Source organism: Oribacterium sp. oral taxon 078 str. F0263 (assembly GCF_000469565.1).
Taxonomy (GTDB): Bacteria; Bacillota; Clostridia; order Lachnospirales; family Lachnospiraceae; genus Oribacterium.
In genome coordinates this window covers 1-22501 of the sequence record NZ_KI273118.1, presented here as the reverse complement: position 1 = coordinate 22501, position 22501 = coordinate 1, and the positions used below count along the sequence as shown (strand labels likewise).

The 22501-nt window shown below is 51.9% G+C and carries 25 protein-coding genes, 1 tRNA gene and 1 pseudogene; 9 read left to right on the top strand and 18 right to left on the bottom strand.

Going from position 1 to position 22501, the window contains the following annotated elements; translation table 11 throughout:
- Positions 1–26 precede the first annotated feature (26 nt).
- The 3 genes from HMPREF1986_RS06820 (at position 27) to HMPREF1986_RS06810 (ending at position 4289) form a co-directional block, all read left to right on the top strand.
- Positions 27–1157, top strand: coding sequence for a cysteine desulfurase family protein (locus HMPREF1986_RS06820; protein ID WP_036599688.1), 1131 nt, complete (start codon positions 27–29; stop codon positions 1155–1157).
- Between the two features lie 186 nt (positions 1158–1343).
- A complete protein-coding gene (locus tag HMPREF1986_RS06815) occupies positions 1344–2831 on the top strand; it encodes a C69 family dipeptidase (RefSeq protein WP_021774084.1) in 1488 nt (495 codons plus the stop codon).
- A gap of 87 nt (positions 2832–2918) precedes the next feature.
- Positions 2919–4289, top strand: coding sequence for an MATE family efflux transporter (locus HMPREF1986_RS06810; RefSeq protein WP_021774083.1), 1371 nt, complete (start codon positions 2919–2921; stop codon positions 4287–4289).
- Between the two features lie 93 nt (positions 4290–4382).
- On the opposite strand, the gene HMPREF1986_RS06805 is transcribed toward HMPREF1986_RS06810, so the two are convergent.
- On the bottom strand, positions 4383–5495 hold the full coding sequence (locus tag HMPREF1986_RS06805; protein ID WP_021774082.1) for a YdcF family protein: 1113 nt from the start codon (positions 5493–5495) through the stop codon (positions 4383–4385).
- A 349-nt stretch (positions 5496–5844) separates the two neighbouring features.
- Between HMPREF1986_RS06805 and HMPREF1986_RS06795 the strand changes: the two genes are divergently transcribed.
- The 4 genes from HMPREF1986_RS06795 (at position 5845) to HMPREF1986_RS06780 (ending at position 9329) form a co-directional block, all read left to right on the top strand.
- Entirely contained in the window at positions 5845–6405 is a 561-nt protein-coding gene (locus HMPREF1986_RS06795; RefSeq protein WP_021774079.1) for an RNA polymerase sigma factor, read from the top strand.
- The gene (locus tag HMPREF1986_RS12610; RefSeq protein ID WP_021774078.1) at positions 6402–7196 is read left to right on the top strand and encodes a hypothetical protein; all 795 of its coding nucleotides are present in this window, start codon (positions 6402–6404) and stop codon (positions 7194–7196) included. Before HMPREF1986_RS06795 ends, HMPREF1986_RS12610 begins: the two co-directional genes overlap by 4 nt.
- Positions 7197–7661: 465 nt before the next feature.
- Entirely contained in the window at positions 7662–8861 is a 1200-nt protein-coding gene (locus HMPREF1986_RS06785) for an ATP-binding protein (RefSeq protein WP_021774077.1), read from the top strand.
- 394 nt (positions 8862–9255) lie between these two features.
- Positions 9256–9329, top strand: a tRNA-Arg gene (locus tag HMPREF1986_RS06780).
- A gap of 380 nt (positions 9330–9709) precedes the next feature.
- On the opposite strand, the gene HMPREF1986_RS06775 is transcribed toward HMPREF1986_RS06780, so the two are convergent.
- The 17 genes from HMPREF1986_RS06775 to HMPREF1986_RS06700 form a co-directional block, all read right to left on the bottom strand.
- Positions 9710–11122, bottom strand: a complete 1413-nt coding sequence (locus tag HMPREF1986_RS06775) for a site-specific integrase (RefSeq protein ID WP_021774076.1) — start codon at positions 11120–11122, stop codon at positions 9710–9712.
- Between the two features lie 3 nt (positions 11123–11125).
- Positions 11126–12019, bottom strand: coding sequence for a helix-turn-helix domain-containing protein (locus HMPREF1986_RS06770; RefSeq protein WP_051273892.1), 894 nt, complete (start codon positions 12017–12019; stop codon positions 11126–11128).
- A 143-nt stretch (positions 12020–12162) separates the two neighbouring features.
- The gene (locus tag HMPREF1986_RS13550) at positions 12163–12408 is read right to left on the bottom strand and encodes a helix-turn-helix domain-containing protein (RefSeq protein WP_021774074.1); all 246 of its coding nucleotides are present in this window, start codon (positions 12406–12408) and stop codon (positions 12163–12165) included.
- A gap of 21 nt (positions 12409–12429) precedes the next feature.
- Positions 12430–12855 (bottom strand): type II toxin-antitoxin system PemK/MazF family toxin, encoded by a 426-nt coding sequence (locus tag HMPREF1986_RS06760; RefSeq protein WP_021774073.1) that lies wholly within the window; start codon positions 12853–12855, stop codon positions 12430–12432.
- A gap of 15 nt (positions 12856–12870) precedes the next feature.
- The gene (locus tag HMPREF1986_RS06755) at positions 12871–13680 is read right to left on the bottom strand and encodes a DUF6551 family protein (RefSeq protein ID WP_021774072.1); all 810 of its coding nucleotides are present in this window, start codon (positions 13678–13680) and stop codon (positions 12871–12873) included.
- A gap of 3 nt (positions 13681–13683) precedes the next feature.
- On the bottom strand, positions 13684–14643 hold the full coding sequence (locus tag HMPREF1986_RS06750) for a hypothetical protein (protein WP_021774071.1): 960 nt from the start codon (positions 14641–14643) through the stop codon (positions 13684–13686).
- Positions 14644–15180: 537 nt separating this feature from the next.
- Entirely contained in the window at positions 15181–15489 is a 309-nt protein-coding gene (locus HMPREF1986_RS06745; RefSeq protein WP_021774070.1) for a helix-turn-helix domain-containing protein, read from the bottom strand.
- A 241-nt stretch (positions 15490–15730) separates the two neighbouring features.
- Positions 15731–16030 carry a hypothetical protein gene (locus tag HMPREF1986_RS13545; protein WP_021774069.1) on the bottom strand — a complete coding sequence of 100 codons (300 nt, stop codon included), beginning with the start codon at positions 16028–16030 and terminating at the stop codon, positions 15731–15733.
- Positions 16027–16734: an ImmA/IrrE family metallo-endopeptidase gene (locus HMPREF1986_RS06735; protein ID WP_021774068.1), complete on the bottom strand. Its 708-nt coding sequence runs from the start codon at positions 16732–16734 to the stop codon at positions 16027–16029. Before HMPREF1986_RS06735 ends, HMPREF1986_RS13545 begins: the two co-directional genes overlap by 4 nt.
- Positions 16731–16979 (bottom strand): hypothetical protein, encoded by a 249-nt coding sequence (locus HMPREF1986_RS06730; RefSeq protein WP_021774067.1) that lies wholly within the window; start codon positions 16977–16979, stop codon positions 16731–16733. The genes HMPREF1986_RS06735 and HMPREF1986_RS06730 overlap by 4 nt, the downstream gene beginning before the upstream one ends.
- A 1-nt stretch (position 16980) precedes the next feature.
- The gene (locus tag HMPREF1986_RS13155; protein ID WP_155978785.1) at positions 16981–17208 is read right to left on the bottom strand and encodes a hypothetical protein; all 228 of its coding nucleotides are present in this window, start codon (positions 17206–17208) and stop codon (positions 16981–16983) included.
- A 14-nt stretch (positions 17209–17222) separates the two neighbouring features.
- Positions 17223–17795 carry a hypothetical protein gene (locus HMPREF1986_RS06725; RefSeq protein WP_021774065.1) on the bottom strand — a complete coding sequence of 191 codons (573 nt, stop codon included), beginning with the start codon at positions 17793–17795 and terminating at the stop codon, positions 17223–17225.
- Positions 17796–17826: 31 nt separating this feature from the next.
- Complete coding sequence (locus HMPREF1986_RS06720) at positions 17827–18417, bottom strand: LexA family protein (protein ID WP_021774064.1); 591 nt, start codon at positions 18415–18417, stop codon at positions 17827–17829.
- A 193-nt stretch (positions 18418–18610) separates the two neighbouring features.
- A complete protein-coding gene (locus HMPREF1986_RS06715) occupies positions 18611–19213 on the bottom strand; it encodes a histidine phosphatase family protein (RefSeq protein ID WP_021774063.1) in 603 nt (200 codons plus the stop codon).
- Between the two features lie 66 nt (positions 19214–19279).
- Complete coding sequence (locus tag HMPREF1986_RS06710) at positions 19280–20047, bottom strand: MmcQ/YjbR family DNA-binding protein (protein ID WP_021774062.1); 768 nt, start codon at positions 20045–20047, stop codon at positions 19280–19282.
- A 34-nt stretch (positions 20048–20081) separates the two neighbouring features.
- Entirely contained in the window at positions 20082–20549 is a 468-nt protein-coding gene (locus HMPREF1986_RS06705) for a flavodoxin (protein ID WP_021774061.1), read from the bottom strand.
- Positions 20550–20670: 121 nt separating this feature from the next.
- The gene (locus tag HMPREF1986_RS06700; protein WP_021774060.1) at positions 20671–21060 is read right to left on the bottom strand and encodes a hypothetical protein; all 390 of its coding nucleotides are present in this window, start codon (positions 21058–21060) and stop codon (positions 20671–20673) included.
- Positions 21061–21153: 93 nt separating this feature from the next.
- Here HMPREF1986_RS06700 and HMPREF1986_RS13540 point away from each other — a divergent pair, with 93 nt between their 5' ends.
- Together HMPREF1986_RS13540 and HMPREF1986_RS13535 are read left to right on the top strand one after the other, a co-directional pair.
- Positions 21154–21774 (top strand): IS3 family transposase, encoded by a 621-nt coding sequence (locus HMPREF1986_RS13540; protein WP_021774058.1) that lies wholly within the window; start codon positions 21154–21156, stop codon positions 21772–21774.
- Positions 21775–21798: 24 nt separating this feature from the next.
- Positions 21799–22308: pseudogene (locus tag HMPREF1986_RS13535) on the top strand (IS3 family transposase); the annotation flags it as partial.
- Between the last annotated feature and the right edge of the window lie 193 nt (positions 22309–22501).

Genomic DNA, 22501 nt, shown 5'->3' with positions numbered 1-22501 from the left:
CGGAGCCTGTGGAAGGAGGCGGCAGGATGATCTATCTCGACAATGCGGCGACTACGGAGCTCTGTGAGGAGGCCCGGGAGGCGATGCGCCCCTATCTGGAGGAGGACTACGGGAATCCCTCCTCGATCTATCTTTTTGCGCAGAGGGCGAAAAGGGCTGTGGAGGAGAGCCGGAGGAAGCTCTCGGAGCTTATGGGCGTGAGTCCGATGGAGCTTTATTTTACGGGAGGCGGCACGGAGTCCGACAACTGGGCGCTGATCTCCGGGATCGAATCCACGGGGAAGAGCCATATCATCAGCTCGAAGATCGAGCATCACGCCGTTCTTCGAAGCTGTGCCTATCTCGAAAAGCGGGGTTTTTCCGTCAGCTATCTGGATGTCGATGAGCGGGGGAGGGTGGACCCGGCTGCCGTTTTGGAAGCCATACGGGATGAGACCGGGCTTATCAGCATCATGAGCGCAAACAATGAGATCGGGACGATCGAGCCGATCTCTGAGATCGCGGAAATCGCGGGGGAGAAGGGGATTCTCTTTCATACGGATGCGGTCCAGGCCTTCGGGCAGCTTCCCCTCCCGCTCGGAAAATCCCGCATCGATCTTCTCTCCGCGAGCGCCCACAAGATCCGCGGTCCGAAGGGAGTCGGGCTTCTCTATATGAGGCGCGGCGTGAAGCTTCCCCCTTATCTTCACGGCGGAGAGCAGGAACGCGGAAGGAGGGCGGGAACGGAGAATGTGGCTGCCATTGCGGGATTTGCGGCTGCCGCGGAGAGGGCCTTTCGGACGATGAGGGAGAGGGGAGAGAAGGAGCGGAGGATGCGGGACTATCTCATCCGAAGACTCACGACGGAGATCCCGGACTGCTGTCTGAATGGGGATCCCGAAGAGCGCCTTCCGAACAATGTCAATGTCTGCATCCGGGGAGTGGAGGCAGAGCCTCTTCTCCTTCTCCTGGACCAAAGGGGAATTGCGGCGAGCGCGGGATCGGCCTGCGCGAGCGGTTCCCTGGATCCAAGCCATGTGATCCTCGCTCTTGGCGCAAGCCGGGAGGACGCCTACGGAAGTCTCCGCCTTAGCTTGGATGAAAGGCTGAGCCGGGAGGATGCCGACCGAGTCGTATCGGAGATCAAGCGCATTGCGGACTATCTTCGGAGGGAATAAATCGAAAAGATACGTTTAGAATTTCATTCTTATTCGGCCCGTATGAGTTGGTATTTTAGTATAGCTGTCCGGGGACCGGGCCTTAAGGCTTTGGAATTATTTGGCAAAGTCCGGCGGGAACGTGCTATAATAAGGCCATTGTGATGATTCTTCCCTTTGGGAAGCGATAGATAAGGAGGCAGAAGGATGGCTTGTACGACGATCCTTGTCGGCAGAAGAGCGAGCTATGACGGCTCGACGATGATTGCGAGAAATGATGATTCCGGCTCCGGGGTTTTCACGGCGAAAAGGTTTACCGTGATAGAGCCGCATGAGCAGGAAAGGCACTACCGCTCTGTTTTGTCCCATGTGGAAATTGAGCTTCCGGAGCGCCCTCTTCGCTATACGGCGATGCCAAACGGCCTTTTGAAGGATGGGATCTGGGCTGCCGCGGGGGTGAATTCTGAAAATGTCTCCATGACGGCGACGGAGACGATCACGAGCAATGAGCGCGTGCTCTCCGCGGACCCGCTGGTGGAGTATGTTCCCGCCGGCGTGGATCGGCCGGAGAAGATCGGCGGGATCGGGGAAGAGGACATGGTCTACATTACCCTTCCCTACATTCACAGCGCCCGGGAGGGGGTGCTCCGCCTCGGGAAGCTCCTCGAGCAGTACGGAACCTATGAGATGAACGGGATCGCCTTTTCCGATGTCCATGAGATCTGGTGGCTTGAGACGATCGGGGGACATCACTGGATCGCAAAGAGGGTGCCGGATGAGGCCTATGTGGTGATGCCCAATCAGCTCGGCATCGACAGCTTTGATCTGGAGGATGCGTTCGGAGAGAAGAAGAACCATCTCTGCTCTTCGGATCTTCGGGAATTCATCCGGGAAAATCATCTGAAGCTTTCCTTTGAGGAGGGATTTAACCCCCGGGATGCCTTCGGAAGCCATTCCGATGCGGATCACGTCTATAATACGCCGAGGGCCTGGTTCATAGAGCGCTATTTAAACCCGAACAGCTTTGTATGGGATGGAGAGGACGCGGACTACCGGCCGGATTCCGATGACATCCCCTGGTCCATGGTGCCGGAGAAAAAGCTCACGGTAGAGGACGTCAAATATCTGCTTTCCTCCCACTTCCAGGGCACGCCCTATGACTGCTACGGAAGATACGGAGATGCCTCGGAACGGGGGAAATTCCGTCCGATCGGCATCAACAGAAACAGCTTCCTGAGTCTTACGCAGCTTCGCCCGGACCTTCCCCGGGAGATTCAGGCGATCGAATGGATCGCCTTCGGCTCCAATGTGTTTAATGCTTTCGTGCCGCTCTATGCCAATGTGGACCGGGCGCCGGAGTACTTTTCCAATACGGCGGGAGAGGTGACGACGGAGAATTTCTACTGGGCGAACCGCCTGATCGGAGCGCTCGCAGACTCGCAGTTTAACCACTGCAGCTCTCATATCGAGCGCTATCAGTCCGCAGTGGCTGTGGCGGGCTATCGTGTTCTCCGGGAATACGATGAAAAGCTCCGCGCAGAGGGGCTCTCCGGAGAGGCGGCCGTGAAGCTTTTGGAGGAGGCGAATGAAAAAATCGCGGGGATGACGAAGGAAAAGACCACGGACGTCCTCGGAAAGGTTCTCTATGAGGTCAGCTGCCTGATGAAGAACGGATTTTCGAGGTCTGACGCATAGAAGATATCGGATAGTTTGACAGCGGCAGCGGCCTGAGGAATCAGGCCGCTGCGTTTTCCCGGGGGGAGCCGGAGGGAGGGCAGAGCAATGAGGGAAGCGGTGGACAGCCAGGAGGCGAGGTATCGGCAGATGATGGAGGAGCCGCTTTCGACGCTGATTCCGCGCCTCGCCGTGCCCTCCATTATTTCCATGCTGATCACTGCGGTCTATAATATGGCGGATACCTTTTTCGTCTCCCGGATCGACACCTCGGCCTCCGCCGCAGTGGGAATCATCTTTTCCATGCAGGCCATCGTCCAGTCCATCGCCTTTATGATCGGCATGGGCTGCGGCAATGAGATCTCCCGCCGTCTGGGGAGGAAGGACGAGGAGGAGGCCGAGAGGTATACGGCGATCGGATACTTCACGGAGCTTCTGACCGGGGGAGCGCTCTGTGTCCTTGGGCTCCTCTTTCTTCGCCCGCTCGTCTTCCTGCTCGGTTCCACGGAGACGATCGCTCCCTATGCGATGGCCTATGCGCGCTACATCCTCATCGGGACCCCCTTTCTCATGTGCTCCCTCGGAATGAACAATATGCTTCGCTTTCAGGGAAATGCCTTCTATTCCATGATCGGGATCTCAAGCGGAGGCATTCTGAACATGCTTTTAGATCCGCTTTTTATCTACCGCTTTCATCTTGGGATCTCCGGAGCGGCGATCGCGACGGCGCTCAGCCAGTTCATCGCCTTCCTCATCCTGAGCGGACAGTGCAATTTCATGCCGGTCTGCATTTCGATCCGCCTTAAGAATTTTAAACCGAGCCTTTCGCGCTACCGGACGATTCTTCGCTTCGGCATCCCCAGCCTCGCGAGGCAGGGTATCGCGGGAGTATCTACGATCGTCCTCAACTTTTCGGCGAAGCCATACGGAGATGCGGCGATTGCGGCGATCGCGATCGTCATGCGGATCGTCGTCTTTATGAATTCCGCTATTATCGGCTTCGGCCAGGGATTTCAGCCGGTCTGCGGCTTTAACTACGGCGCGAAGAATTATCGCAGAGTGGAAGACGCCTATGATTTCAGCCTTAAGGTCTGCTTTTGCATTCTCCTTATATTCAGCGCTGCGGCCTTTCTCTTTGCGCGGCCCATCCTCTCGGCTTTCCGGAGAGAGGATGCGGAGGTGATACGGATCGGGAGCCTGGGGCTCAGGCTGATGGCGCTCTCCACCCCGCTTGCGGCGCAGATCACGATGGCGAACATGTTCTCGCAGACGACCGGCTATAATGCGCGCGCGACCGTTATCGCGCTTCTTCGGCAGGGAATCTGTCTTCTCCCCTTCCTTCTTCTCCTGCCTCCGCTTTTTGGTCTCCTCGGCATCCTCATCTCACAGCCTCTGAGTGACCTCCTCTCCGCTGTCATTTCCTTCTTTATCACAAGGAGCATTATGCAGGAGCTCCGAGGGGAGAAGGAAAAGAAGTGATAGAGACCGATGGAGAAGCTTCGCCTTCCTGCCTCCGGGGATGCATAGGGACTGCGCTCCGAAAATGCGGGATTTTTATCATGACTTGGTGCTTCAGGCGCGAAGACTCCTGACAAACTCCAGAAAAAGCGGACTTCGGAAGAAATATATCGCGGCATTAACCAGGATATTGAGGAAAAGAGCAGCCAGGATCAGCTTTCGGTGCAGCTTCCTGCTCAGGCTTAGATAAGCGAGAAACTCCCGGATCAGAGCGTTCAGTGTGAAGTACCACTTGGTCCTCGCGCCGTAGCCCTTACAGGGGATATGACATTTCCTTGCGAGGAGCAGCGCGCGGAAGACATGATAAGAGGTCGTGACGACCGCGATTTTCGGCTTCTCTCCCTCCATGAGTGCGCGGGAGAAGAGGAGATTCTGCCTGGTATTCAGGGACTTCTCCTCCGTTAGGATCCGCCCGGGATCGACACCCTGGGAGAGAGCATAGCGTCTCATTGCCTCCCCCTCCGGAATGTCCTCCCCCTCTCCCTGCCCGCCGGACAGGATGAGGAGAGCGCGCGGGTTTTCATAGAGGAGACGGATACCGCGTTCGATCCGGGAGGCAAGAAGCGGAGTCACGGCTTCTCCGCGGATTCCGGCGCCGAGGACGACGATATAGTCCAGGTCCCGGCGTTTCCTCGGATGGAAAAGATTCAGGAGAGCGGAGAGACAGTACATCGCCATTAAAAAGAGAAGATAGGCCGCGCTAAAGCTGAGAGTCCCAAAGCATGCATTCCCGATGCTGCGGAGCAGGGCATGCTTTTGAAAGGAAGGGAGCAGGTATCCATTCAGGGGCCAAAGGAAGATGTAGACGATCAGGAGGAGGGAGAAGAGGAGGGAGAGAAGGTTCCTCGGACGGAGGCCCTCCCTTCGCAGGATTCGGATCCCCTGGACAAAGAAGACGAGGATCAGGAGGAAGGGAAAGAGGAGGATGAAGACGGAGAGGATGCCAAGGATCAGTACGAGCGGAATCAGAATCAGGGGCCGATTCTGAATCTGCGGGGAAAAACGAAAGATGAGCAGGGAGAGAAAAAAGCCGAGACTCATCAAAAAGAAGAGAAAGAAAGCACCGCTCCACAGGCTCCTGGGCTCCCGGATCATCCGGAAGGAAAAGAGCATAGCCGAAAAAAGCAGCGGAACAGCGGCGAGAAACAGTGGGAAGTTCTGACTCATGTATCCTCCGTCATAAGCTCTCCTTCGGTATTTCACAGCGAAACTCCGGGGCCTTCGACAGCGCAGCCGAGAAATCGGAGCGGGAGGCTCCCCGGAAAAGACAGTCCGGCCGAAAGAGGAATCTTTTTTGATATCGAATCGATCGGGAATCCATCGAATATAATCGGAACTATTCTAATGATTCTTCCGTGAAAAGTCCAGCCTTCCCGCAGCGCCCTTCCTGCGCTCTTCATTCCGAGGGGAAATAAACGCTTCACTTCCGCTTCCTATCCCTGCAGCATGCTGATATTTTCGGGGCTTTGTGACGCCCATCGCCTTCGTCCGGTGTATTCCGGTGAAAGGAGTTCAAATGACAGACGAACAGATTGTAAATCTATACTGGCAGAGGGAGGAGAGCGCGATCTCGGAAAGTGCCGGGAAATACGGGAGCTATTGCCATGCCATCGCGAGAAATATCCTCTTCAGCCGGGAGGACTCCGAAGAATGTGTGAATGACACCTGGCTTCGATGCTGGAACAGCATCCCTCCGCACCGCCCCTCCGTACTCCGGAGCTTTCTCGGGAAAATCACAAGAAATCTCGCCCTCAATCGCTGGGAGAAGGCCAGAGCGGGAAAGAGGGGCGGCGGCGAAATCACGGTGGTGCTGGAAGAGATTTCCGATCTTGCTTCCTCTATCGGAAACCCGGACGAGCTCCCGGAAAGACTCAGTCTTACGGCCTGTCTGAACCGCTTTCTGAAGTCGGAAAAGGAGGAAAGCCGAAAGCTTTTTGTCGGGAGATACTGGTATCTCAGATCTATAAAGGAGCTCGCCGGAGAGTATGCTCTGACAGAGAGCGGGGTAAAGATGAGTCTTTTGCGGGCCCGCGGAAGACTGAAGAAGCATTTGATGGAGGAGGGCTTTTTCCTATGAAGGCAGAGAAATTTCTGAAGGAGATCGGCGAAGTCGAGGATCGCTATATCGAGGAGGCCCTGCCGGAAAGCCTCCTGCGGGAGGGCGATGAGGAAGGAAAGCAGGAAAAGGGAGAAGAGGAAAAAGGAAAAGAGGAAAGAAAAGACAGGATATCCGGGGAGAAGCTTCCGGAAGACAGGAGCCGAATCCATAGGAGCCGGAGAGTTTACGGAGGAGTCGCTGTCGCTGCGGCCTGTCTTCTCGCCTTTTTTGGAATCCGAGGCTTCCAGAGAGTGAAGCAGGGAGCTTTGGATGCGAGGAAGAGCGGAGGAGTATCCTCCGGAGAGAGGAAGGAAGCGACGGAGGGAAATATGGCCGGGGAGAACAAGGAAGCCGCGGGCGATGAGAGCATGCGGCTTCCGAACCCGTTTATCGAGGTGGGAAGTCTCGAGGAGGCGGAGGAGCTGGCCGGCTTTTCTCTAAAGACGGCGGAGAAAGTTGGAAATTATGAGAGACAGAGCATTTCCGTAATGGAAGGGGAGATGATCCAGGTCCTCTATCAAAATGATGCGGGAGAGGAGGGACTCCGCGTCCGGAAGGGCCTGGGAGAAGGAGATCTCAGCGGCGACTATAATTCCTATACGCTGGACGAGGAGGTCGAGCAGGACGGAGTAAAGATCCGTCTCCGGGGAGATGGGCCGAGGATTTTTGCCGCGAGCTGGACAAAGGGCGCCTACAGCTATGCCATTGATCTAAGCGATGCCGAGCTGGACCGCGAAAACGTGCTTCAGCTCATTTTGGAAATCGACTGATTGATCTGACGCTGTGAGATTATTATGACCGGAAAAGATCAGATCAAAAATGCCTATAAGCTGATCGGCGGACATGCCAGCTTCTAGGAAGGCGGGATGACGTATTCTGCCTTCCTCTACACATAGAGACGATAGTGCCGCTGCAAAAACAGAACTCGTAGAAATCCTTGGTTTTAAGCACTTTTATGAGCACTTCACCTTTGAAGAGACCGACTGGTCGATACGCGGAAAACGCCTCGAAAAGTATGTCCGGCTGGTCATAGCGATAGAACTCGTAACGGTAGGCACAAAAAAAGAAGCCGGCAGGGGGCAAATCAAAGGGCGGATCGGAGCTGTAAGCTCTGGTCGGGAAGCCGAAATGCTGTCCGATGCATAGCTTTCCATTGACAAAAGCCTTCTTTTGGGCTAAGTTATCGGAATAGGTGCGAAACTTTAAATATATTTCAATTTCGGAAGTGGAAGCATATGAATTATATTGACAGACCTGAATATATGCAGCGTCTCCTTGATCTCATGGGGACACCGGATATCAAAATTATCACCGGTGTCAGGCGAAGCGGCAAGTCAGAGCTGATGAAGGCCTATATCCGGAGAATCACGGAAACACAAGCGGATGCCAATATCATTTTTGTGGATTTCTTTGACCTGAAGTATGAGAGCTTGAAGGAATACCATAGGCTCTATGACTATATCGAAAGCCATTATGTTTCCGACAAAAAGAATTATGTTTTCGTGGATGAGGTGCAGCTTTGTGAGGGGTTTGAGTTGGCTGTCAACAGCCTGCATACCTCACGTAAATATGATCTCTATATCACGGGATCAAATGCTTTCCTGCTCAGTTCCGATCTGACCACGCTATTTACGGGAAGATATATCGAGATTCATGTCTTCCCGTTCAGCTTTTCCGAGTTCTGCCGATACTATGCAGATGAGAAAAATACCGCAAAGCTTTTTGATGAGTATGTGATTAAGGGCGGCCTGGCGGGCTCTTATGAATACCGTACTGACCGGGACCGGACAAACTATATCCGGGATGTCTACGATACGATCATAAATCGTGATCTGGTAACAAAATATCATTTACCGGATACTACGACACTGGAGCATCTGGCGGAGTTCATGATGGATAATGTTTCCAACCTGACCTCTCCCAATAACATCAGCGATACGCTGTCTGCCAATGTGGTCACCACAAATCATAAGACCGTCGGCAACTACATCAAATATCTCTGCGATGCCTATGTGTTTTATGGTGTCCGTCGATATGATATCCGGGGAAAGAAATATCTGAAGACTTCCGTAAAGTATTATCTCAGCGATACGGGGGTCCGCTTTGCGAGGCTGAGCAGAAGGAATCTGGATTACGGACGGATGTATGAGAATATCGTCTGCATCGAGCTGATGAGGCGCGGATATGAGGTCTATATCGGAAAACTTTACCAGAAGGAAGTTGACTTTGTAGCTGTGCGTGGTGACGAGAAAATATATATTCAAGTCAGTGATGAGATATCCAGACCGGAGACCTTTGAGCGCGAGTACGATCCGCTTTTGAAAATTAAGGATGCTTACCCGAAGCTGATCCTGGCGAATACCCGTCATGAGACCTACGATTATGAGGGTATTAAGATATACAACCTGGCAGACTGGCTGCTGAATAAGAATTAAACTTCCACCCTTCAGATTTCCAGGTGGAACTTCGAAGAGCAATTAACTGGGATTTATGGGAATTTTTTGGCATTGGAATCATATATTGATTTCCCGGCGCCGATATGTTAAGCTATACAAGCTGATTTCAGATTTGTCCGCGTAGCTCAGCTGGATAGAGCGACCGCCTCCTAAGGATGCGGAGGCCCTGGGCACAGATTGTTAGGGATAAAACGGAGCAAGGTTCGATGCCGGAGGGGATTTCACCAAAAAGCATTTTGAGGTGCAGCCCCCGAAGGCGCACGGTTGCATTTTCTACCGCCTGCCGCAGTGAGCAGCTGTGAGCAGAGATCCCGGATCCGGTCGGCTTACCGGAGGGCCTGAAAACCCAGTAAATAAGCCAAAAACTGAATATGTCTCTGTAGCTCAGCTGGATAGAGCGTCCGCCTCCTAAGCGGAAGGTCGTGTGTTCGAATCACATCAGAGACGGGATTATTCGCGGAATTCTGTGAGCAAATGGCCTTTGGCTGTTAGCAAAACAGCATTCCGCTTTTGTTAGCAGGAAGCCCTTCTTACGAGGGGCTTTTTCTTTTGTCTGCTCACAGCTGTTAGCAGAACTCGCGTTTCTGCTCACAGTTTCCTGTGTTTTGCTCACAGCCCCAAAAAACACATTTTCTGCTAACCGGGGCGGAAGGTCTGCTCACAGACGGGCTTCGGATGAAAATGCCTGTGTAATTCGCTCCAGATCTCGGAAGTTCCTCGAAGTTTCCGGAGTTATGACTGTCCTTCTGCTCACAGCTGTTAGCAGAACGTGCTCACGGGAAGGCCGGATTTTGCTAACAGCCGAAACATGGACCCCATTGTGAGCATTACCCGTTTGAAGGATTCAACATGCTGCTCAGCGTCTTCAGCATGGCCGCCGTCTCCGGATTGGAAAGGAGCTTTAAGAGCGTTGCCATATCGGCCGCAGGAGCCCCCGTGCTGTCCGGCGTTAAGGACTGGCCTGCAGGCACCGTCGGTTCCGGCGTGCGGCCTTTGCCGCCATAGAAGTTTTCCTCAAACAGCCGGGCGTTGTTCCTCCGGTCATCATCAAGGATATGCGAGTAGACCTCGGTGACCATAGAGGTCTGTGCGTGACCGGAGTCTCCCTGAACTGCCTTTACATCGCCGCCGTTCAGCTTCAGCTTGTAGGTGATGCTGGAGTGCCGGAGGCTGTGGAAGACCACCTTCGGAAGATCATTCGCTTCGATCAGCCTGGTAAAGCGATCCTGGATAACGGAAGACTCCCGCGGGGTTCCGCAGGAGTTGCAGATCACCAGATTGTAATCCGCGTATTCATCGCCAAGGGCGTCCCTTGCCAGATCCTGTTCCCGTTTAAAGTCCACCAGCATCTGCGCCACTGTATGCGGAAGGAAAACCTTGCGGACACTGCTCTGTGTCTTCGGAGCCTTCAGAACCATGACTGTCACCGTCCGCTTATTCTGTGAGGGGAAGATGCGGATGACATCCTTCTGCTCCAGCGCGTTTAAGGCATCCTTCCGGACCCGCTGCATTTCCTTATTGATGGTAATGCTGGCATATCCGGATGCCATGGACTCTTCAGAGACATCCACGCAGTCCCAGGTAAGGCCAAGCAGTTCACCGATCCGGAGGGAGCAGGAGAAGGCCAGATTGATGCAGAGCTTTAACTGTTCATCCTCGCATACCTCCAGCGCATGAAAAAGGTCCTCAGCTGTCCAGATGACCCGTTCCTCCTGCTTATGCTTCGGAACGGTCGCCAGCATCGCCGGATTCTTCTCAAGGATCTCCCATTTGAGTGCCTGATTGAAGCAGTTCCGGAGGATCTTGTGGACCTCACGGACAGTGGATGTGCCGCAGAATTCATTTCTTGCTTTGCCGGTCATCACGTTGGGAACGGCCTTTGTTTTCAGGATCTGCTGATAGTACTTCTCCAGCACTCTCGGTGTAATGTCCTTCAGCTTCATGTCTCCGATCAGCGGCCGGATATAGTTATCGATCGTGGAGAGGTTGCTGCTGTATGTAGACAACGCCCAGGTATTTTTCCCGTAAAGGTTGATATACTCCGTCAGGAGCTCGTTCAATGTCTTGCACTGCGGGATCACGAAGGTTCCGATCCGTTCTTTATATTCAACCTCTTTCTGGCGGGTCTTTGCTTCCGTCAGAGTCTTATAGGATTCCCATTTCTGTTTTTTCACGCCATCCGCGTCGACATAGCGGTATACGACGCAGTATTTATTATTTCGCTTCCTGATCGATGCCATCGTTTAATCCTCCGTTTTCAGCACAGTCAAAAGAAAGTTTTCAAAATCCATCCTCGGTATCCGGATCAGGTGTTTTCCGGAACGAATCACCGGAAATTTGTTCTTCCGGATCCATTTGAGGATGCGGTCCCGGGGACAGGCAGCCAGACAGGCGGCTTCGTCCACGGAAAGATACTCCGGATTGGAGCTGCATTCCCTGGGTGGCATGTGCTTCTTTTTATTGATCCTGCCGGTCAGGCAGTCCGCGTAATGAACATTGCGCGCTTCGGGATGTTCTTTCCTGTCCTCCGGCTTTAAGTATTCCGTCTGTCCTGCGTACCAGATCTCAAAACTCCGGTTGAGGATCCGTTTCTTCCCGGCAAGCTCAAATACCTGCAGGGTGCGCCTGCCGCGCTCGCTTCGGAGGATCTCATAGATGCAGCTTCGGGGAACATCCAGCAGCCGTGCCATCTCCGGCATGGTCATGGAGTTGATCTCCAACTCTTTGTCTTTCTCTCGGTCTTCCACTGTCCTGTATTTGGACTGGGAAGCATACCATGCGTCAAAGGCTGCCTTTGGCACACGCTTCCAGTGATAAACAAGCTCTGTCGGAAGCTGGTAACGCCGGATGATGTCGTAGGCGGTATCTTCTGTAATCGAGAGGAGTTCCGCAATATCTCTGGCAGAATACGATTCCTGCCGGAGCTTTTCACCCGGCGGCTCTCCCGTAACCTTGTGATAGCGGATCTGCGAAGCGTACCACTCTTCAAAGCTCTCTGTGTCTACGCGCAGCATGCCATTCACCTCGACCGTCCGGAAGTATTCCTTATGGACCAGCCAGTAGGATTCCACTTTCTTAAGCCCCAGGAGCCGCCCCATTTCCCGGACGGACATGGTCTTCTTTTTTTTCGTCTCCATGTGTCGTCTTCCTTTCTTTATGTAAGTTTTCAGCCAGACCTCTCGGCCTGGCTGAATCATAGCGGCTCTGCGCTGATATTTTTAGGATGTCACCTCGTTTAATGTCTGGGAGGGACATCCTTGACAAAACGGAAGTTTGCGGATCACTGTTTGTCCAGCCAGTCGTCGAAGCTTTTTCTGGAGATCCTGTATCCGGTGCGTCCGAGTTTGAAATAACGGAACTGATTCGTTTTCAGCAGGTCATAAACCGTTGTTCTGCCGCACATCAATATATTCTGGAGGTCTTCTACGGTATAGCAGCGCTTTTCCGGAGCCTCCGGCACCGCGCCGTCCGGAAACGAAGTGCCTGCCGCTTCCGGGATATCATATGTTTCACAAGTTTCCATCATGAGTCTTTATCCTTCCTTTCCTTATGGGGCCTCTACGCATTCCGGGACACGATCCACGCCAAACTCGATGCACAAGGCTGCATCTATTTCTTTCATCTGCTCCTTATTGACTTTTCCAAGGTATCTGCGGATCCTCGACTTGTCGATCCGATTGGATTGCTCGATTTCCGCCATGGAGTCAGCTGTCAGCCCTTTTACACCCCGAAGCAGAACATGCACGGGGAGATCCAGTCTTTTCAGCTGGGTTGTGACCGGCGCAATGATCATGGTCGGGCTGAAGAAGTTTCCAATATCGTTCTGGAGGACCAGGACCGGACGGGTGCCGCCCTGCTCCGACCCGACAACGGGATCCAGGTCGGCGAGGTAGATATCCCCGCGCCGGTAGATCCAGTTCTTTACGGAAGACGGATCCCGGCGGGATGCCTTACTGTCGTTATGAATCATCATATGGCGTTCCCTCCTTCAAAACTTCAGCGGAAGCGCTGTTTTGACGCTCGCGCCGTTATAAATCTTGAATACCTGGAACATATATTTTTTGTAGCCGCTCATGGCATCGCCCATCGCCCTGCCTTCACGGTAGATGGTAAGCGGGTCCTTCTGGCGGCACCGGCGAACCAGACGCTTCCGGTCGTATTCCTCCCAGTAGAGGTCAACAAAGGAACACATGGCGGTGACGGTTTCGGAGCGGAGCGCGTCCGGATCCCCGTTCCAGGCTTCCAGCAGGATGCCGATCGCCTCCTTGTATTTCTCCGGACCGAGCCGGGAGAATTCTTTAAATGCCGTCGAGACACAGGCGAGGCGGTTTTTTCCGCGTTTCTGGCTCATGTCCAGAATGGCGCCGGCTTCTTCCGTTGCCGCGATGAACTTCAAAACCACCTGATCTTCACCGAAGGCTCTTGCCCGGAGCTCGGATCCGGCGCCAAGCATCCGCGAAAACCCAGTCTGCTGTGCAAAGAGGAGTGCCTCCTCCTGTTCGGTCATGTTGAAATACACCTTGCAGAGAATCGGGAGCGGATTGCCGCCGTTCCGGTGTACCCGGGCCGCGATGGTGTGCTGGCCGTCGAAGACGAAGTAGCGGCCGTCGCGATAGCTGACCTTTGGCTCATTGGCGACTCTTTCATCAAAGTTGCGGGAGATCTTTGTAATCTGCTCCGGTTCCTGTCGGCGTTGGTAGGTGCTGCGGGGGACCTCCAGCTGGTCGCTGTCGATCATCATTTCCTTATAGGGCTTTACGTAGGGCTTTATGGTGTTTTCATTCTTCATGTGTTCCATCGTTTATTTATCCTCCTTGATGTGCTGCAGATAATCTATGCCTTTGGCGGCCAGGGACCGGATCTGTGTCCGGCATTCCTCCAGCGACGCGTTCGGCTGGTTTACGTTCAGGCAGAAGTCCCAGCGGAAGATCATGCCTTCCAGGGCGTCTGAGAGTTCTGCGATAATGGTTTCGACTGGTGTGTCCCGATTTTTCCTTTCCGGCGTGCTGGCCATGCTCTCCGAGATGGCGAGCGCGGAGGTAGGCCTTTCGGATTTCGGTTCCTCTTCATTGTCCGTTGGAGACGGCGGGCCTGTCGATATCAATGGCTCAGTCTTTTTCCTTCCGGGAGACGGTCTCGGTTTACGAAGTGCCTCTGCCAGTTGCGTCCGTTCTTCCGGCGAAGCGCGGGCAATGGCTGCTACCGACTTTTCCGCAGGCTTTATTGTCCCGGAGAATATTTCATGTTTGATACCCGGAAAAGCAGCCTCTGCGGCATCCAGACCTCTGGCGAATTCTTCGGAGCGGCGAACGTAGCGCTCATTTTTCCCTATCTCTTTGGCAATCCTCTCACTGGTTTTTTCCGCAGGAGGTTTGTGGACATTTTGTCCACTAACCTCATCGGTGTATTGGTTGACTCCAAGGCGATTTCGTATAGTGGCCTTTTCTGCTGCATACTGTTTTCCGACCAGATATTTTTTTTGAGCCTCAGTCAGATTCCGCCGCCCCAGCTGATTCCTGCAGATCCAGGCAATCGCTTCATACCGATCGGAAAACTCTTTCCGGTGTGTTGTATAGCTGATCTCCGGATGCGCCTGAATGATCCTGTAGCGGTTATGGCCGTCGACGATGACGCCGTTCCAGACAATGATAGGATTCAGCACAGCGCCTTCCGAAAGGATGTTGGCTTCCAGCTGCTCATATTCTTCCTTTGTCAGCGGCGGGATCTTTTCGGCAAACTCCGGATCGATTTTCAAATCCATCGTCTATGTCCCTCCTTATGGTTGATCAGGTTTAAAAACCTATGTAAAGGGGCCGCAGAAGCATGAGCTTTGCGGGCCCGCTGTAATCTCTTTGTTATGGTGTTCTCGTATTTGTCCCAGACACCCCCGAGATGGCGAGAATGAATATTCTGCCGGGAAGTCAGTCAGGTGTCTGCCTGCTAAGCAGCGCTCATTGGGCGTTACCCCACCCCGCCTTCATTGTGGCCGGGCCGCGAATTACGGAAGTCTCATTATGGTGTGATACTTCTTTGCCGGGCTCGGAGAGCAACTCCGGACTTACAGGCCGGCATTCCGCTCGGGCCATTCGGCCGTCGTGGCAGATACCGCTGATGCAGCTCCATATCACACATTCGTACCTGATTGAATGTGCACTATTCAGTTGTCATGGTGCATCTGATTTCTCAGTTCGTAACAACTTTGTTGTTACGAGTAGAATTCTATGGAAAAATGGACGTTTCCACAGGGATGCAGCACGACCCGTTTTCCCTGAAAACAGGCCTTTATACGACCCCTTACTCATTTCAGGCTCTTCATGATGCCTTCGAGGATGTCCTGGGCGGAGGAAATCTGCTTTTGAAGGTGCAGCGTCTCAAAGGATCTGCCAGTCAGCAGGTAATCCGTGCTGGCATCAAAGAAGCTGCTGATATCCAGAAGAAGGCCGATTGAACAGCCGTGGCTGCCGTTCTCGATCTTCTTGTAGTGCTCGTAGCTGATATTCAGCTCATCCGCCATCTGCTGGAGCGTATATCCGTTTTCCTTGCGAAGTGCTTTTACTCTCTGTCCAAATTCCGCCTGATTAAAATACATGTTCTGTCCTTTCCGCATGACGGAGTGAGGACTCCCTCGCCGTACGAAGAGAACAGGCATTTTCCAAAAATAAGCAAACGAAAAAGGCACCGTCGAATCGAATCCACAAAGGGTATAGTTGCCCCTTGAAAGGATTCGGCTTCGTACGGTGCCTGGTAGTTTTTCAGTCCCGGCAGTTACCGGGAGCCTGCTCCGCTTGCTCGATTAAAAGTCGTGTTGGTAATATTCAGTTGTTTGGTGTTATTGTTTATTCCGACTGTTACCGGATCTTACGGCTGGCGTATTTCCTCAGCTGCTCGTTATAAGCAGACAACCTCTTCACCCGGCGGAAATATGCCGGATCCAGTGCGCCGGTAAACTTGCACTTGTGGCATTTTACAAAGACGATCTCCGTCTGGGTTACCGGGATGATCTGGACCAGATATCCGCACATCGGGCAGTGCATCTCTCTGGTCTTTGTGCTTTCAGCCTTCTGTCTGGAAAGCTCCAGATGATACAGAACCTCCGGAGGAATGCTGCCGCTTCCCGTCCTGCGGTCATTTGGCCGCGCGTACCTCATAACGCGCCTCCCGGAATCATCTTATCCAGATACTCCTCGATGGGGTGGTGCTCCAGAAGGTCAAACTGCCTGAGCCGGATCAGCAGGGCAGTGTAAGACACACCGATCTGCGATGCCATGCGGCTGATTACCTTTTGTTCCCGGCCGGCAAACACATTGTCTCCGTAGACTACAATGTGCTGTCCTTTATGAAAATCCTTCAGCACCCGATCTATGGTAAAAGGCGGCATCAGGATCGCCGCCGCCAGCCGGTCCGCCTGGCTTTCGATCAAATTGAAATGCTCGTGCAGCGATGCCGTGGAATAATTCTTTTCAGCATCGAACACTCTGTGAAACTGCGGGGCAGGTCTGTGCTGATTGATCACATAGTGCGCGATCTCATGCGCGATAGTAAACCTGCATCTGCCGCTTTCTCTGTCCTGGAGCAGAAAGGAATCCACGACGATCGTCCCCAAAGGGAAAAGAAATGAGACGATCTTCTTATTCTTCCTGATCATCAGGGATGTGGTGCCGTCTGCGAGGAATCCGATCTTATCCTGATCCCGCTCGGCAAACTGTTCATAGACAACGGTAAGTCCAAGAGAATTCGCAAGGCCTTCGATATCGATGCATTTCTCAGCGCCCTGCATGCCGGACCGTTCCAGATAGCGCCTTACAAGGCCGGCGCCCAGTTCGTCCAGCTCACGATTTGAAATGTAGTTCAACTGGTGTCCACCTCCGTATGGACCGGATGAACATACCACTGTGTGCCCATCCGATAGATATATTTTTCCGCACTACCGATCAATACCGTGTAGCGAATTCCTTCAAATTCATCTTCCACAGGCTCTGCGACATGCAGTGTCCTGCGGATATCCCAGGCCCTCCCGTCCGGAAGGATCACCTTCTGCGGGCGGAGAGTGCCGTCAGCGCGGTGTTCGCAGCTGACATTCACAAAGAGTTTATCCATATCAGACCGCCTTCTTCTCCTTCAGGACGTCCGCGAGCGTCGGCCAGTCCTTAAACATCTCCCGTGCATTCTCCGAGATCAGCATCGGGAGCGTATCCGGATTATACGGATACATGCGGTTTACCTTCCCGCATGACTCACACTCGTAATAGCCGTCGGTCTCATCCAGATCCAAGTTGTCATTCCAGGTGCTGCAATGAGGGCACACCACACTATATCTATACATCATCCATTCCTCCATTTTTATGTCAGGCACCCACCCTGTGCCGCAAACAATTCCTTCATTTCGGCAGGAGTCATCTTCTTTGCAGTGGACTTCGCAGCTTCCACCATTTTCATGAACTCTTCGAAATCAAAGGACTGATAAAATCTGGCACAGGTTGTGAATTCATCGCCCTCCGGCTCGATACCGCCAATATGTGTCCAGCCGTTTTGCCCCATCATCCATCTGCAGATAAAAGGTTCATCCGGGCCTTTTCCTCTGACATGTTCAATTGTAAAGAAACCCGGTACTTTCTCACTTTTAACAAAGAACGTATAGATCCTGTAGCAGTCTGTAGGCGCTTCCGGTTTGGGGAACGTGAACATTAAAGCTTCCGCTCCATTTTCGCCGTACATCCTCGAAACAGAAAAGTCCTTCGGCTGATAAGGATTGGATTCACCGTTGTGATTACAGAATTCATCGTATGTCAGGAACAGCTCTTTTTCGTTTGTGAGCATCCTTTCATTGAACCGGTTCGGATCATCCATGTAGGCAGATCGCAGCATCCGATGCTCAAAGCGGTGCAGCGCTGACACTATATTTCTCTCCATCATTCCACCCCCTGTATCCCCGGACTCCAGCCGGTCACTTCTTTTTGATCACGTGGCTGACAACGCCCTGGCAGGTCAGGCTGTCCACGTAAATCACCTTGTCGCCATACGTGTCCTTATTGCAGTAGAGCAGCATGACCTTGTGGTTCCGGCTGTTGATACCGCCGTATTTCTTCAGCGTATTGCGGTTCTCATTGTCCAGAGCAATCACCAGATCTCCGCACTTCGGATCCGCGTTAGACTTTACGACAACGAGATCACCGTCCTCAATGCCTTCATCCTCCATGGAATCGCCAGAGGCGTGCAGTAGATAGAAGGGGCCAGTGCCGAAAATCTCTGTCGGGAGCGTCATGACGCATTCGACATTTTCTTCTTCATAGGTGAGTTCTCCGCAGGGAACACTGCCGACCAGAGGCGCTTCCGTGCGCTGCAGACGGATCTTACTCATCTGATCAACGGAAAGCTTTCCACCCTCATAGGAGAGGATGCCTTTCTTGTTCATGGCAACCAGGTAGTTCTGTGCCGTACTTCGGGCGATTCCGAAGCGGTTCGCAATCTCCGTAGTGGACGGAGTGCGGTCGTTTGCTACGTAGAACTCGCCGATATATGTATTGATCTGCCTCATCAGTTCGGGGTCTTTATGTCTTATAGAAGGTCACCTCTTCCTGTGTAATATTTCTATCGTGAGCAGTTTGCTTTCAATCTGTGAAGCAATCATAACAAACGTTCGTTCGGTTTGCAAGCGTTTTCACAAAAATTTTTCGCAAATTAAAAGACTTGCCACAAATATGCGGCAAGTCATATAAATTTTGAGCAGTTCAGACTCCGGGTTCATGGACGAGAGTGAATTTTTCATCCGGAACACTCCATGTCTGACCGTCATAATCCGCGCTGTACACTGCGCAGGTACCGATGTATTTCGACCAGTATGATCCACTCGATCCCGGCGTCAGATATTCCAGAGCACCTTTCATAGCAATGGCATGGGTCGTGATCAGAATATTCTCTGCCGGCTCCTCTTTGATGTCTTCCAGGAAATCTCCCAGCCGCCGCGTCACCTGCGCAAGGCTCTCCATCCCATCCGGTGCCGGGTTATGGACGAAATCGCTGAAGAAACGGATGATCTCTGGCGGCGGATTTTCAAGGCTTATGCCTTCATACGGTCCGTAATCCATCTCCAGTAAGCGCGCATCCGTCTGAATCTCTTTGTTCTCTCCTGTAATGATCTGCGCCGTCTGTACCGCCCTTATCAGAGGACTGGAAAACACTATGTCGAAATAGATGCCCTGAGAGACGAAGTATTCCCTGACTTTTTCCGCCTGTGCCTCCCCAGCTTTATTTAACGGGGCATTGCTCCGTCCCTGCAGAAGCTTCTCCCGGTTTTTAGCGGTTTCCCCGTGCCTCACAAACCAGACTTTCATGCCAAATCCTTCGCGAGATCTGCGTTGAAATGCGTGATCAAAATCTTCATTGTGTTGCCTCCGATGTCATCTGTTCTTTAGTGCTTCACTTAAACGGTGCGGTATGCCTCTCGGACCTCTGACTGCATAGATGCCATACTCGTTCTTCAGATTCTCAAAAGTAAACCTGTCCCCCGGATAGCGCTTTTGGAGTCTGATCTTCATGAGTGCCTTGATCGTCAGTTTCCCGTCTTCATACCGGTACGGGATGTCCGTCTCCGTGACCTTGCATTTGTAGAGGATCGTGGACACCGGCGCTGCCACATACATGTAAACGGTATCGCCCTTTCTGATGCCGGCGCCCTGCTTCCAGTCTATTGTGTCGGTATCGTCAAAAGCATGCTCAATGTCGTAATACTTTGGATTTACCGGGATGATCCATTCCTTCGGACTTCGCAGCTTCTGCTTCTTTTCTTTCGACGCCGTCACCTGATAACATACATCGATCCAGCCGCAGATCTCTTCAAAAGGGACGGTTCCATCCAGTAGGATCGTAATCCAGTTCCCCTTGTTCATATGATATCCCGGGTAATACCCCGGCTGCTGCAGCAAAATATCCTTCAGCAACGGATCATCCAGCTTAACATCCAGAATGTCGATGAGGCCGTCACCGGAAAGGCCAAGCCTGTCACGCGGAATGCTCATGATAATGCCATACCACTTCCGGTTATCCTCATGCCGGAAGACAGCATAGTCCGGGTACCTTGCCCAGAGATATTCGATTTCGCTTTTATATTTCTCCCGGACATACCGGAAGACCTGCTCCCGCAGAGAATCACCCGTTATAGGATCCATGATATATTTCTCGTGCTTTCCGCCCCTGCGCTTTTTACTGATTCACCCACCGGTCCACTTCATCCTGAGAGGCAGCAGCCTTCAATCTGTCTGCCTTGCCCCAGATGGCACCCGGTGCTGAAGCCTTCAGCTCATTTACGGTATTACCCATACCGCTGGAACCGGACGTTGCAAAGAGGTGGATGGTCTTGCCGGACAGATCATACTGCTCCAGAAAGCTGTTAATAATGTGCGGCGCCACATACCACCAGATCGGGAAACCGACATAGAGCGTGTCGTACTGATCCATGTCCTCGACCTTCTCCGCGATCTCTACGCGGCTGGATTTATCCTCCATCTCGATCGTACTGCGGCTCTTTTTATCCATCCAGTCCAGATCCGCATTCGTATACGGAACGACCGGTTTGATCTCAAACAGATCGCCGCCTGTTGCCGCAGCAAGCTTCTGTGCCAGTTTCTTTGTCACTCCGCTTGCCGAAAAGTATGCTACTAATGATTTCATCTGTAATTTCCTCCTACAATTTGACCTTCTATAAGATCTATTAAGTAGTAGTTTCCCAACCGGTGAGACTATATCGACAATGACATAGTCTCAGGTGGATGTTCTCTTCCGTGACCTATTGTTACATTGATGGCTCTGGCGGAGCTGACTTCGGCTTGTTTTTGCTGCCCGGCGGTCTGCCGCGTTTACACTTTACCGGCTGCTCCACCTGATCGGATGGTGCTTCAGTCTTCGGACGATTCTTGCTTCCTCTGGGCCTGCCCGGTTTCTTCTTCGGCGGTTCTTCCGGCTTCGGAATGAGATCCAGCTTTTGGAGGATCTCCAGGTGAGAAGGATTCCTCCGTACAAGCTGCCAGTTTTCGCTTCCGACACGCGCTTTCTTCGCCCGGATTAGCACGGAGAAGATCTTTCTGTAGGTGTAATCCTCAAGAAGACCTGCCTTGTCAAAGGCATCGATCAGGCGAAAGGTCAGGAGCGTTGAAAGGAAATTACAAAACTCACTGCCGATCACAGTATAATGGTCTCATAAATTAAGACACTTTTTCGGACAGATTTTAATGAATCTGATATACTACAATCAGTATGAAAGAGAGGATTCAAAATAATGTCCAGACAAAGAAGAAATTTTAGTGCAAAATTCAAATCAGACCTTGTTATCGAACTGTTAAAGGGTGAGAAGGAACTCAATACCCTGGCAGTTGAAAATAATATTCAGCCAAATCTGCTCCGAAATTGGAAGAAAGAGTTCCTCGATAATGCGTCCGTTGTGTTTGATGACAAGCGTGAGGAAAACCTTAAAGAAAAGCTTGCCGAAGAGCGCAAGGAAAAATCGGAGTATGCCAAAAAGGTTGGTCAGTTAACCATGCAGGTTGACTGGCTCAAAAAAAATCTGAAGAAATTTGCGGACCTGACTACGAGAGTAAATTTAGTCCAAAACCTTTTGACGACTAAGGAATTACCCGTTTCTGTCGGAGCAAAGCTGCTTGATATCAACCGTACAAGCATTTACTACAAGGGGACGCCTGTATCAGAAGTCGAACTTGCCTGCAAAGAGATTATTGATCATCTTCATACCGATAACCCGGCATGGGGTGCAAGACAGATGTCCGCACAATTGAAAGCACATGGTTATCATGTCGGTCGACGTAAGACCAGACGTTACATGAATGAAATGGATATTTATCCAATCTATCCGAAGATGAATCTTTCCAAACGGATGCAATAGGCTAAGGTATGTCCTTATCTCCTTAGAAATGCCGTCATAGACAAGCCAAATCAGGCATGGTCTATTGATATTACATATATTCCGATCAAACGCGGCTTTTTATATCTGACAGCTGTTATCGACTGGCACAGCCGCTGTATTGTCGGCTGGGGAGTTGATGATACACTTGATACCAGAATGGTCATCAATGCTTTGAAAAAAGCATTTAAGGTAGCCAAACCACAGATACTGAATTCTGACCAGGGATGTCAGTTTACCAGTCAGCAATACATTGATTTCGTAAAAGAAAACGGCATCCGCCAAAGCATGGATGGAAAAAGCCGCTGGGCGGACAATATCATGATTGAGCGCTGGTTTCGAAGCTTCAAGTATGAGGAAGCCTATCTGACACAATATAATAATATCAAGGAAGCCAGAGTTGCCATCGGACAGTATATTCATACTTACAACTTTGAGCGGCGTCATTCCGCACTTGACTATCAGACACCGGCTGAATGCTACTATCCAGCAATGCTGCTGACATATGTAGCTTAGCATAAATGGTTCAGGGGAGAGTTACACTATCCTCCCCGTGTTCCCTTGTAACTTATCCACAATATTAGTTCATTATAAAAATCTTAGATTTTTGTCTTGACAACTGAGCCACTATAAACTATACTCTTTTTAAGCTAATAATAGTAAAAGTGAAAGAAAAAGGGGCTGTCGCACTAAGTGATTAGTGCGGCAG